We start from the raw sequence: 11,621 nt of genomic DNA on the forward strand, positions 1-11,621 counted from the left end.
CACTATTTCGCGGTCGACAAAGCATAACTTTTGGCCCCCCAATTCTTCTCGTCTTGCCGAGCCGGCCCGGGGGGCCTATTTGATTCCCATGACACCATTATCCAACACACTCGATCTGATCGGCAACACCCCGATGGTGCGTCTCGCTGGCCCCAGTGCCGAAGCGGGTTGCGATATTTATGGCAAATGTGAATTTGCCAACCCGGGCGCCTCGGTCAAGGACCGCGCGGCGCTGTTCATTGTCCAGGATGCGGAAGAGCGCGGCCTGCTCAAACCCGGCGGCATGATTGTCGAGGGCACGGCTGGAAATACCGGCATTGGTATTGCCCTGGTGGCCAATGCCAAGGGCTACAAGACCACGATCGTGATGCCCGAAACCCAAAGCCAGGAGAAGATGGACACGCTCCGGGCGCTCGGTGCGAAACTCGTGCTGGTGCCGGCAGCACCCTATGCCAATCCCGGGCATTTCGTGCACACGTCGCGGCGGATTGCAGAAGAAACCGAGGGTGCGGTTTGGGCCAATCAGTTCGATAATGTTGCCAATCGGCGCGCGCATATCGAAACAACCGCCGAAGAAATCTGGACGCAGCTCGATGGCGCGGTTGACGGCTTCGTCTGTGCCGCTGGTACGGGCGGAACCATCGCGGGTGTTGGTATGGGCCTGAAGGCCAAGAATGAGAATGTCGTTATCGGACTGGCCGATCCGCACGGCGCCGCGCTTTATCATTTTTATGCGCATGGCGAGTTAAAGTCGGAGGGCAGCAGCGTCGCCGAAGGTATCGGACAGGGTCGGATTACCGGAAATCTCGAAGAAGCGCCGATTGACACCCAATATCGTATCAGTGATGAAGACGGTATAAAATGGGTGGAACGTCTGCTGGCAGAGGAGGGGCTGTGCCTGGGTCTCTCATCCGGCATTAATGTCGCGGGTGCTATTGCATTGGGCAAGACGTTGGGGCCGCAGGCCAAAGTGGCGACAATCCTGTGCGATACCGGATTTCGCTATCTCTCGTCCCTTTACAATGCGGCCTGGCTCAAGGAAAAGGGCTTGCCCGTCTTCCCCTGGCTTGAGGATGCAAATGAAGGATAAGCAGATCAATAACCGGCAGGACACGATGCAGCGCATTCAGGTGGGTCTCGTCGGTCTGGTTGCCGTCTTGCTGCTGGTCAGCGTCGCCAATTTCGTTTTGCAGCGCGCCAGTGACGAGCAATCGGCCATTGAAGAGATTCAGGCCGAAGCGGCCGGCGCATCGCGGGAATTGGTCGGTGAAGCAGAGCCGGTTCCGACCCAGGCACCGGCTGAGCCGCTGGCCGAACTGGGCATTACGCCAGCACCGGTTCCTGAAGATGATGTTGTTCAGCCGGTCCCGACTGTGCCGGGCAATCGCGGTCAGGTTGTTCCCGATCTCAAGCCGGATCCGAAACTGGAAGCGCCGATGGATCAGGAGCCCTGATCCTTGGCTCTGGCGCACACTTTGCAACGGTTCGCTTCGTCACTCCGCATGTCCGCGCTAATCGCTATATCGGGAGCGCTCACACAATGTGGTCCCGCAGAGAATGATCCGTCGGAAGGTGCGGCTATCGCGGCAGACGAACCTCGGAGCGCGGTCTGGCTGATGACCAGCCTGCCGATTGTCTGGGGTGAAAATTCCTCGATCGAAAGCACCTTGTCGGGAACGACGACTCCAGCCCCGATTTATGCGCATTGGCAGAACAGCTATGCAATAGAAGCGGTCGACAGCCTGGAGCGGTTGCAAAAGTCAGACATTGATATCGTCATACTGGCCCAGCCCCGGGCAATGGATCCGGCGGATATCGCTGCATTGGACCAATGGATCCGCGCCGGTGGCCGGGCACTGATCCTGACAGACCCGTTGCTGGCCTGGCCTTCTGAATTGCCTTTCGGGGACAAGATGCGCCCGCTCCCGACCGGTTTGCTCTCGCCCTTGCTGCGCTATTGGGGACTGGAGTTGCAGGCGCCGACCGAAGAGCAAGAAGTCACGGTTGAAATGGCCTTTGCCGGATTTACCATCGAGACTGTGGGTATCGGCACATTTGCGCAGCGTGCTGGATCGGCGCCACCGGATACGCGCTGCAGCTTGAGCGCGGCAGACATGATCGCGCATTGCATGATTGGGCAGGGGAAGGCGATCCTTGTTGCGGATGCAGATTTCCTGCACAGCGCCTTGTGGAACACCGAAGCTGCCCTTGATGATGAGGCGGTTTCAGCGTCTGAACCGGTGCCGGCTTGGGTCGATCAATTGATCGAAGAATTGCGGGAGGGCCGGGGATGAGTTGGGAAAAGGCTGGCGAAATGGAGAAAAACAACCATGTTTCCAACGATTAGTCGTAAAATCGGCTAAACTGATCGAGAGAGGGAAAAAATATTATCTAATATATACAGCCACTTAGTCTAATAGGCCCCAATTTCCCCGTAATATCCCCTTTCATCCCCAGTGGACCCCTGTTAACCCTAAGGCGTTATCGGGGTAAATTTCCTGTCCGGGATTCTTGTTTTCGGAAGCGGCTTTTTGCGCGCTGCTTCGAACAGGGGAGATTTGCCTACGGTTCTGTTGAGGGATTGAGGCTGTGTCTGTGAGTTACGCATATTCTGGATCGGGGATATCGACATTTGACGATAAAGGTCGTCTGTCGATTCCGGCATCCTTGCGTAAAGATCTTATTGCCAGCAGCGACGGGCGGACCATTTGTATTGGCGAGCATGAGCAGTGGGATTGTCTCATTGGCTTTGGCTTGAGCCGCAAAAACGAATTGCTAAACGAGATTGACCGGGAAGAGGCCAATGCCATTGCTCGCGGCGAGCCCTATGACCGCCATGCAGCTGGAGCACGCAAATTTGCGTCCGTAGAGGATTTCTCTTTTGATGCCAGTGGCCGGTTTGGCCTTTTGCCCGTCTACAAGGCGATTGGCGGACTCGATAAGAGCGTGTTTTTCCATGGGGTTGGTCCGGTTTTCTGTCTTTGGGACCCGCAGGCGCTGTTGGATACAACCTATGATGTCCCGGTGAACAAGCGGTTGGTTGAGTTTCACATGAACGAACTGGGGAAAAAGAAATGACCCCGGTTCCTGCTGCTCCCCATATTCCAGTCCTGATCAACGAAGTGATCGATGCGCTTGCCATTACCCCGGGCGAGACGCATGTCGATGGAACCTTTGGTGCGGGCGGTTACAGCACGGCAATGATCGCAGCTGGTGCGAAGGTTCATGGTTTCGACCAGGACCCGGACGCGATTGCCGCCGGAGAAAAGCTGGTCGAGGATACGGATGGTTCTCTGGTTTTGCACCACGCGCGCTATTCGCAAATGGCGGATATTCTCGCGGAAGAGGATATTGACGGCGTCACCCTCGATATTGGCGTATCGTCGATGCAGTTGGATCAGGCGGAGCGTGGTTTTTCCTTTCAGCAAGACGGCCCGCTCGACATGCGCATGGCGCAAGACGGCATGACCGCGGCGGAATTTGTCAACGAAGCCGAGGAAGAAGACATTGCCGACGTGATTTTTCGCTATGGCGAAGAACGGCGTTCCCGCAAGATTGCCAAGGCGATCGTCAATGCCCGTCCATTGACGCGCACATCCGAACTGGCGCAGGTGGTCCGCAAGACGCTGGGGCAAAAGCCCGGCGACAAAAAGGACCCGGCCACCCGGACGTTTCAGGCGATCCGGATTCATATCAACCGAGAGCTTGGCGAACTGGAAGACGGTTTGGTCGCGGCAGAGCGTTTGCTCAAGCCGGGCGGTCGTCTTGCCGTAGTGACCTTTCACAGTCTCGAAGATCGTATTGTCAAAAATTTTCTGCGCAACCGCAGCGGACAACAGTCCGGCGGTTCGCGCCATCTCCCACAAGTTTCCGAAAAACGGCCGGCGCCTACCTTTCATAAACCAGCCAAAATGGTGCGTCCGGCCGGGGCGGAGCAGGTCTCTAATCCCCGAGCCCGCTCCGCCACCCTCAGATCTGCGGTGCGTTCCGACGCGCCCGTACACGACGCGGTGGCGGGTCAGTCCGGAGGTGCGCGATGAAGCTCGCCGTCAAACGACTGGAAGGCATTGGCTGGCTGGCACTCGTTCTGCTGGTCGCGATCCTGCTTTATCCGCTGTCGCTCAGCGTTGCCACCCAACGCAGCGATCTCGCGCGGACCGATCAGAAGATTGTCTCGGTGAAAAAAGAAATCCGTTATCTGGAAACAGAATTCAGTGCGCGCGCCAATCTGCGGCAGCTGGAGCACTGGAACAAGCTGGAATATGGTTATATCTCGCCCAAGGCGGCACAATATCTCGATGGCGAGCGGGCCCTGGCGAATCTTGGTGGCCGCGATATGCGCAAGCCGGTAAAGGTTGCCGTCATCAGTACGATGGACAAGGTCCCTCCCGCCGGCATTATCGGATCGGTTTTCCCCACCGCATCCGCGACCACCCGTCCCCCGCTGGAAATCGTTGCGGATGATGGTGATGCTGAGCAGTTGTCCGACGCTGTTGCAGAAGACGGGCCGACCGCAGAAGAGCTGCGCGAAACGCGCACCGAACGCGTGGCTGATATGGAAGACAAGCTGCTCGATGACGGATTGATCCGACAATTGGCCGCCAAGGCGGATCGCGAGTCGATCGGGAGCCGGGCTCAATGACCACTCTTCTGGCAAGCAGCAGAAAAATGCAGTTTTCCAGCAAACACAAGGAGATGGCAGCGAGCGCGCACTTTCGTCTGATGGTGCTGCTACTGGTGTTTCTGGCGGTGTTCACGGTCATTATCGGGCGGTTGATCAGTTTCAGCATTTTGGAAGACGCACAGACCACGCGCGGATCGAGCTCGGTGTTCATTCCGGCGCGAGGAGATATTGTCGATCGCAACGGTGTGCCGCTGGCGCGGACGATGAAGGGCTATGCCATTCGGGTCGTTCCGGAGCGTGTGCTTGGCGACAAGCAATTGCTGTCTCGCCAGCTGGCGGGATTATTTCCTGATACGACCGAGGCTGAATTTTACCGCAAGCTGACCGGCAAGCGGCCAACCTATTTGCGCCGCCGGGCGTTGCCCAATGAGGTCAAACAGGTGCATGCGCTGGGTGAAATTGGCATTGAATTCCCGCGCGAGAATGAACGACTCTATCCCCAACGCAATCTGGCGGCCCATGTGCTCGGCTATGTGGATGCGGATAACGAAGGGATCATGGGCATGGAGCGCGCCCTGAACGATCGCCTGAAAGACGAGACTTTGCGCGGCGAGCCAGCGATTTTATCGATCGACAGCCGGGTCCAGGCGGCGCTCGAGAGCGAGTTGCTGGCTGCCATGACCACAACCGAAGCGCGCGGTGCAGCGGGCATTATCATGGATGTGCATAGCGGCGAAGTCATGGCTTTGGCATCACTGCCGATGTTCGATCCCAATAAAATCCGCAAGAACACAATGTCTTATCAAACCAATGAAGTGACCCAGAGCGTTTTCGAGCTGGGTTCCACCTTCAAGCCGCTGACTGTCGCTGCGGCGCTGGATGCCGGAACCGTTACGGATCTGGCGGTCCGTTATAATGCCACCGAGCCGATCAAGGTTGCTGGCTTCACGATCAAGGACGACCATAGTCAGGATCGCTATCTCAATGTGCCGGAAACATTGGTCCACAGTTCCAATATTGTCACCGCCCGTATTGCCGACAATCTGGGCAAACAGGGCATGGAAGACATGATCCGCCGGCTCGGGTTTGACGAGCGGCCGCATATCGAAATTGCCGAGCGCGGCCGGCCGCTCTGGCCACAAAGCTGGGGGCGGGTGACCAACATGACGGTTGCTTACGGCCATGGCATTGCGGTAACGCCCTTGCATCTGGCGGGGGCCTATTCGGCGCTGGTCAATGGCGGCATCTGGCGCCCGGCGACCCTGCTCAAGGTCGAGCCAGGTGAAGAGGCGCAAGGACGTCGGGTGTTCAAGGCAGCCACAAGCGCGCGCATGCGGCAATTGCTACGGATGATCGTATCCAACGGAACGGGGCGCAATGCCGACGCGCCAGGCTATCGGATTGGCGGCAAAACCGGCTCGGCGGAAAAGCCGTCCAATGGCGGCTACAACAAGACTTCACTGGTCTCGACATTTGCCGCAGCCTTCCCGATGGACAATCCGCGCTATGTCATCATTGCGATGCTCGATGAACCCAAGGGGACGGCTGCAACCAGTTTCCAGCGGACCGCAGGCTGGACCGCTGCCCCGGTTGTCCGCAAGGTCGTTCCACGTGTCGGGCCCATGCTCGGCGTGGTGCCCGATGAACATCGGGACGTTGACGTATCGGAATTGACGCCGCTGCTTTGGTCGCCGAAAGGATAGACCATGAAGCTGAGTGCCTTGATTGCCGGACTGAACCAGATTGAGCCCAATGGCGAAGACCATGAACGGCATGTCAGCGGCTTTGTGATTGATCATCGCAAGATTGCGCCTGGCAATATTTTTGGCGCCTTTCGCGGCGCCCAGTTTAACGGTGAAGATTTCATTCCCGCAGCCATTGCTGCGGGCGCGATCGCGATTGTGGCCCATCCCGATGCTGAAGTTGAAGGCGCGATGCATATTGCCGATGACGAACCGCGCCGGCTGTTTGCCATATTGGCAGCGCGGTACTTCACGCCATCGCCGCAGCATGTCGCAGCGGTGACCGGGACCAATGGCAAGACGTCGACCGCTGAACTGACGCGGCAATTATGGCACATGGCCGGATTGAACAGCGCATCGATTGGAACGCTTGGTGTTACCACGGCATCCGAGCAGGTGCGCACCGGACTGACAACACCTGATATCGTAACGTTTTTGTCGAATATGTCCGGGCTGGCGAGAGAAGGCACAAGCCATGCCATTTTTGAAGCGTCGAGCCACGGCCTTTCGCAATATCGCACTGAAGGTTTGCCGGTGCAGGTCGGGATATTTACCAACCTCAGCCGCGACCATCTCGACTATCATGGCGACATGGACAGTTATTTTGAAGCCAAGATGCGGCTCTTCGACGAAGTGGTTGACCCGGACGGCAGCGCCGTGATCTGGGCCGATGACGGCTGGTCTGCAAAAGTCATTCAACGGGTGCGGGAGCGCGGCCTGAATCTGCTGACCGTCGGACAGCACGGCACGGCTTTGCGCCTCGTGTCCCAGACGCCAACGCATCTGGGTCAGGTGCTGATGGTTGAAGCGCAAGGCAATACCCACCGGATCGCCTTGCCGCTGATCGGGGCTTATCAATCGGCCAATATCTTGTGTGCAGCGGGCGCGGTTCTGGCAACCGGCGGCGCGATTGACGATATTGTCGACCATATGCAGCGTGTGCAGCCCGTGCGCGGCCGGTTGGAGCGCGCCGTGATTACCAAGATCGGGGCGCCGGTCTACGTCGACTACGCGCATACACCGGACGGATTGCGCGCGGCGGTTGAAGCGTTGCGTCCCCATGTGACCGGACGCTTGATTACGGTTTTTGGAGCCGGCGGCGACCGGGATCGTGGCAAGCGATCGGAAATGGCGAAAGTGGCTGCTGCCCTGTCTGATCATGTCATCGTGACCGATGACAATCCGCGCAATGAAGATCCCGCTGCCATTCGGGCGGAAATAATGGCTGGCGCTCCGGGCGCCGAAGAAGTGGCCGATCGCCGGGCGGCGATTACAAAGGCGATTGAAATCGCCACCGCCGAGGATATCATCCTGTTGGCCGGAAAAGGCCATGAGCAAGGACAGATTGTTGGCGATCGTGTCATCCCGTTTGATGACGTGGAGGTCGCGCGGGAATGTGCGGGCAATCAGCAATCGGAATCAGCGGCATGAGCAGTTTGTGGACGTCCTCCGCCATCGCTGCGGCAGTGCAGGGCGAGGCCAGCGCTGTCTTTGATGTTTCGGGGGTGGCTTTTGACTCGCGGGAAATCGGCCCGGGCGACCTGTTTTTCGCGCTAAAGGGCGAACAAAGCGACGGTCATCTCTATGTCGATAACGTCCACAAGGCAGGTGGTCATGGCTGTGTCGTCAGCGAGGCAGTCGATGGCCCCCATATTCGCGTCGCCGATACCACCGCGGCGCTGAACGCTCTGGCAAGAGCGGCGCGCGATCGCACCCAGGCCAAGATCATCGGAGTGACCGGTTCGGTCGGGAAGACCGGAACCAAGGAAGCGCTTTTTGCGGCGCTCAACCGCTGTTCGATGGGCAAGGCGCACCGCTCCGTGAAAAGCTATAACAACCATGTCGGCGTTCCGCTGAGCCTCACCCGCATGCCGGCCGAAAGCGCTTACGGCATCTTTGAAATGGGCATGAATCATGCTGGAGAACTGGCGCAGCTGACACGGCTGGTGCGACCGGATGTGGCGATCATTACCGCAATAGCTCCCGCCCATATCGGGCATTTTTCCAGCATCGAAGATATCGCCGATGCCAAGGCGGAGATTTTTCAGGGCCTGACCGCCGAAGGCACGGCGGTGGTGCCGTTTGACAGCCCCTATTTTGACCGTTTGAGAAAAGCGGCCCTGCGACAAACGAAAAATGTTGTCAGCTTCGGGTTTGGTGCAGGCGCCGATGTGCGGGCGGTGGATATCGTGCCCGCTTCCGGCGGCGGATCGCTGGTGACCGCCAATCTCGGTGATCACAGCTTGTGCTTTACTGTGGCTTCGCCAGGACAGCACTGGGTTTCCAACGCGCTGGCCATATTGGCTGCCGTTCAGGCGGTGGGCGGTGATCTGGCCGCTGCTGGCCTGGCGCTGGCGGAACTGGAAGGACTGGATGGACGGGGGAGGCGCCACAGGCTGACCCTGCCGCGCGGTGGGCAAGCCGCGTTGATTGATGAAAGTTACAACGCCAATCCGACCTCAATGACGGCAACCTTGGCACAGCTCGGCAGCGAGCCGTGCGCGGGCAAAAAAATCACCATTCTCGGGGCGATGGGCGAACTCGGGGACAAGGCCGCGCATTATCATGAGGCCCTGGCCGACGATATCGCTGTGTCCGGTGCGAGCCTTGTTATTCTGGTGGGCGACGAGATGGCGCATACGTCAGCCAGGCTGGAAGCGCTCGCTGCAGAAAAACTTGATCAGAATCCCGAAATCCATCATGTCGCAAGCGCTTCGGACGCGCTGACCGAGGTCGCGGGAAAGATCAGCGCCGACGACATCCTTCTGATCAAGGGGTCCAATTATCTGGGGCTCGCCAAAACCGTTTCGGCGTTGGTGAGCGGGGAGTATTAATGTTTTATCTGCTTGCACAATGGCTTGAGTTTGAAGGCATTTTCAACGTCTTTCGCTATCTGAGCTTTCGGTCTGGTGCGGCCATAGCGACGGCTCTGTTCATCGGCATGCTGATCGGCCCCAGATTCATCAACATGCTCCGCATGCGCCAGGGCAAGGGCCAGCCGATTCGGGAAGACGGACCGATCACTCACCTGAAAAAGGCCGGAACCCCGACCATGGGCGGTCTGATGATCCTTATCTCTCTGGTTATCTCACTTTTGCTGTGGATGGACCTCAGCAATATTTTCGTCTGGTGCTGTATCTTTGTGACCCTCGGCTTCGGCGCGATCGGGTTCATGGATGACTATGACAAGGTCAGTAAGGGCAGCCACAAGGGGGTTTCCGGCAAGGTGCGCCTGTTGATGGAGTTTGTCATTGCCGGCTTCGCAACCTGGATGATTGTCCAGCAGGTTGGAACCAATCTCTATGTACCGTTTTTTAGCGATGTGCAGATCAATTTGGGCTGGTTCTATTATCCGTTCGCGATGTTCGTGATCGTCGGTGCCGGCAATGCAGTGAACTTGACCGATGGCCTGGACGGTCTTGCCACCATGCCCGTCGTTATAGCCAGCGCCGCGTTTCTGGTAATTGTCTATCTGTCCGGCAACGCGGTGTTTTCCGAGTATCTCGGCATTCCTTTCGTCAAGGGGGCCGGCGAGCTCGCCATATTCTGTGCCTGCATTATCGGCGCCTGTCTGGCCTTCCTGTGGTTCAACGCCCCGCCAGCGGCCGTCTTCATGGGCGATACCGGCAGCCTGGCTCTCGGCGGTGCGCTGGGGGCCATCGCGGTTTCGATTCACCACGAGATTGTGCTGGCGATTATCGGCGGCCTGTTCGTGCTCGAAGCGGTGTCTGTGATTGTTCAGGTGTTTTTCTTCAAGCGCACCGGCAAGCGGGTGTTCCGCATGGCGCCCATTCACCACCATTTCGAACAGCTGGGCTGGTCCGAGTCGACGGTGGTGATCCGCTTCTGGATCATCAGTCTGGTGCTGGCGCTTGCTGGCCTGTCGACACTGAAGCTGCGGTGAGGCCGATGGGATGATCACCTCTTCCGTCTTTGCAGGCAAGAAATATGCGATTCTAGGGCTCGCCCGGTCAGGCATGGCCACACTCGACGCCCTGCATGCCAGCGAAGCGGAGATCATGGCCTGGGACAGCCGGGAAGAGCTGCGCGAAAAAGTTGCCGGTCGGGTCACGGTGGCTGATCCGATGGAAGCCGATCTGCGCGGCTATGACGCGGTCGTTGTTTCACCCGGAGTGCCACTGAATACCCACCCGATTGCAGCCAAGGCGGCGGCCGACAATGTTCCGATTATCGGCGATATTGAATTGTTTGCCATGGCCCGTCCCAGCTTGCCGCCCCATCGAGTGGTCGGGATTACCGGGACCAACGGGAAATCGACAACCACGGCGCTGGTTCATCATATCATACAGAGCGCGGCCTTGCAGTCCCATATGGGCGGCAATATTGGCGTTCCGATTTTGTCGCAAACGCCTTTGTCGGCGGGCGGTGTCTATGTTCTTGAATTGTCGAGCTATCAGATTGACCTGACTCACAGTCTGGATTGTGATGTTGCGCTGTTGCTTAATATCAGCCCTGACCATCTCGATCGCTATGCCAGTTTCGACGCCTATGCCGCTGCCAAGGCGCGGCTGTTCGACATGATGGCGGCTGACCATATCGCGATTTTTGCCAGCGATGATGCCAAGACGCAATTGGCGCTGCGTGAAATACGGGCCGAAAACCGGGTACATCGGATCATTGATACCAGCAGGGCCGTGTTGTCCGGCCAGCAGGACTGGCCCTCGCTGCCGGGCCCTCACAATCTTCAAAATGCGACAGCGGCGGTAGCGGTTGCGGAAGCGCTGGGCATTGCCGATCACCAATGGCGTCCCGCCTTACAAAGTTTCTCCGGCTTGCCGCATCGCATGGAGACGGTTGCCGAAGCGGCGGGTGTTCTTTTTGTCAACGACAGCAAGGCAACCAATCCCGCCTCCACCGGACCGGCGCTGGGCGCCTATCCCAAGATTCACTGGATTGTCGGTGGCTTGCCGAAAAGCGATGATCTCAAGGAATGCGAGCCGTTTTTCGGGCATGTTGCCAAGGCTTATACTATTGGGGATGCCGGCCCGCTTTTTGGGGAATTGTTGCAGCCGCACATGCCGGTCGATCCGTGCGAGATGATGTTGACCGCTGTGCAACATGCGGCGGCCAATGCGCAGCCGGGCGAGGTTGTTCTGCTGTCGCCGGCCTGCGCGTCCTTCGATCAGTTCAAGGATTTCGAGGCGCGCGGGGCGTGTTTTCGCAGCGCAGTACAGTCGGTGATTGATAATCAGCAGGTCGGGACAGCGTCGGGGGATAGTGCGACATGAGTGATG

General features: G+C 58.2%; 11 protein-coding genes. All 11 read left to right on the forward strand.

Annotated elements, in window-relative coordinates; all coding sequences use genetic code 11:
* Positions 1 to 88: 88 nt before the first annotated feature.
* The 11 genes from ACZ1GS_RS05035 (at position 89) to murD (ending at position 11,615) form a co-directional block, all read left to right on the forward strand.
* Positions 89 to 1,090: a cysteine synthase A gene (locus ACZ1GS_RS05035; RefSeq protein WP_472697398.1), complete on the forward strand. Its 1,002-nt coding sequence runs from the start codon at positions 89 to 91 to the stop codon at positions 1,088 to 1,090.
* Positions 1,080 to 1,454: a hypothetical protein gene (locus ACZ1GS_RS05040; RefSeq protein WP_472697399.1), complete on the forward strand. Its 375-nt coding sequence runs from the start codon at positions 1,080 to 1,082 to the stop codon at positions 1,452 to 1,454. Before ACZ1GS_RS05035 ends, ACZ1GS_RS05040 begins: the two co-directional genes overlap by 11 nt.
* 3 nt (positions 1,455 to 1,457) lie before the next feature.
* Positions 1,458 to 2,294 (forward strand): tRNA(Met) cytidine acetyltransferase TmcA domain-containing protein, encoded by an 837-nt coding sequence (locus tag ACZ1GS_RS05045; protein WP_472697400.1) that lies wholly within the window; start codon positions 1,458 to 1,460, stop codon positions 2,292 to 2,294.
* 301 nt (positions 2,295 to 2,595) lie between these two features.
* Positions 2,596 to 3,078 (forward strand): division/cell wall cluster transcriptional repressor MraZ, encoded by a 483-nt coding sequence (locus ACZ1GS_RS05050; protein ID WP_472697401.1) that lies wholly within the window; start codon positions 2,596 to 2,598, stop codon positions 3,076 to 3,078.
* A complete protein-coding gene (gene rsmH, locus ACZ1GS_RS05055; RefSeq protein WP_472697402.1) occupies positions 3,075 to 4,040 on the forward strand; it encodes a 16S rRNA (cytosine(1402)-N(4))-methyltransferase RsmH in 966 nt (321 codons plus the stop codon). Before ACZ1GS_RS05050 ends, rsmH begins: the two co-directional genes overlap by 4 nt.
* Complete coding sequence (locus tag ACZ1GS_RS05060) at positions 4,037 to 4,642, forward strand: hypothetical protein (RefSeq protein WP_472697403.1); 606 nt, start codon at positions 4,037 to 4,039, stop codon at positions 4,640 to 4,642. The genes rsmH and ACZ1GS_RS05060 overlap by 4 nt, the downstream gene beginning before the upstream one ends.
* On the forward strand, positions 4,639 to 6,327 hold the full coding sequence (locus tag ACZ1GS_RS05065) for a peptidoglycan D,D-transpeptidase FtsI family protein (RefSeq protein ID WP_472697404.1): 1,689 nt from the start codon (positions 4,639 to 4,641) through the stop codon (positions 6,325 to 6,327). The genes ACZ1GS_RS05060 and ACZ1GS_RS05065 overlap by 4 nt, the downstream gene beginning before the upstream one ends.
* A 3-nt stretch (positions 6,328 to 6,330) precedes the next feature.
* Positions 6,331 to 7,797 (forward strand): UDP-N-acetylmuramoyl-L-alanyl-D-glutamate--2,6-diaminopimelate ligase, encoded by a 1,467-nt coding sequence (locus ACZ1GS_RS05070; RefSeq protein ID WP_472697405.1) that lies wholly within the window; start codon positions 6,331 to 6,333, stop codon positions 7,795 to 7,797.
* Entirely contained in the window at positions 7,794 to 9,200 is a 1,407-nt protein-coding gene (locus tag ACZ1GS_RS05075) for a UDP-N-acetylmuramoyl-tripeptide--D-alanyl-D-alanine ligase (RefSeq protein WP_472697406.1), read from the forward strand. Before ACZ1GS_RS05070 ends, ACZ1GS_RS05075 begins: the two co-directional genes overlap by 4 nt.
* Positions 9,200 to 10,270 carry a phospho-N-acetylmuramoyl-pentapeptide-transferase gene (gene mraY / locus ACZ1GS_RS05080; protein ID WP_472697407.1) on the forward strand — a complete coding sequence of 357 codons (1,071 nt, stop codon included), beginning with the start codon at positions 9,200 to 9,202 and terminating at the stop codon, positions 10,268 to 10,270. The genes ACZ1GS_RS05075 and mraY overlap by 1 nt, the downstream gene beginning before the upstream one ends.
* Positions 10,271 to 10,280: 10 nt before the next feature.
* Positions 10,281 to 11,615 carry a UDP-N-acetylmuramoyl-L-alanine--D-glutamate ligase gene (murD, locus tag ACZ1GS_RS05085; RefSeq protein WP_472697408.1) on the forward strand — a complete coding sequence of 445 codons (1,335 nt, stop codon included), beginning with the start codon at positions 10,281 to 10,283 and terminating at the stop codon, positions 11,613 to 11,615.
* Positions 11,616 to 11,621 lie beyond the last annotated feature (6 nt).

The organism is Parasphingorhabdus sp. W113 (assembly GCF_055693205.1).

Coding starts and splice junctions, on each gene's coding strand:
- ACZ1GS_RS05060 (WP_472697403.1), top strand. CDS start 4,037: ATGAAGCTCGCCGTCAAACGACTGGAAGGCATTGGCTGGCTGGCACTC.
- ACZ1GS_RS05065 (WP_472697404.1), top strand. CDS start 4,639: ATGACCACTCTTCTGGCAAGCAGCAGAAAAATGCAGTTTTCCAGCAAA.
- ACZ1GS_RS05040 (WP_472697399.1), top strand. CDS start 1,080: ATGAAGGATAAGCAGATCAATAACCGGCAGGACACGATGCAGCGCATT.
- ACZ1GS_RS05035 (WP_472697398.1), top strand. CDS start 89: ATGACACCATTATCCAACACACTCGATCTGATCGGCAACACCCCGATG.
- murD (WP_472697408.1), top strand. CDS start 10,281: ATGATCACCTCTTCCGTCTTTGCAGGCAAGAAATATGCGATTCTAGGG.
- ACZ1GS_RS05070 (WP_472697405.1), top strand. CDS start 6,331: ATGAAGCTGAGTGCCTTGATTGCCGGACTGAACCAGATTGAGCCCAAT.
- mraY (WP_472697407.1), top strand. CDS start 9,200: ATGTTTTATCTGCTTGCACAATGGCTTGAGTTTGAAGGCATTTTCAAC.
- rsmH (WP_472697402.1), top strand. CDS start 3,075: ATGACCCCGGTTCCTGCTGCTCCCCATATTCCAGTCCTGATCAACGAA.
- ACZ1GS_RS05075 (WP_472697406.1), top strand. CDS start 7,794: ATGAGCAGTTTGTGGACGTCCTCCGCCATCGCTGCGGCAGTGCAGGGC.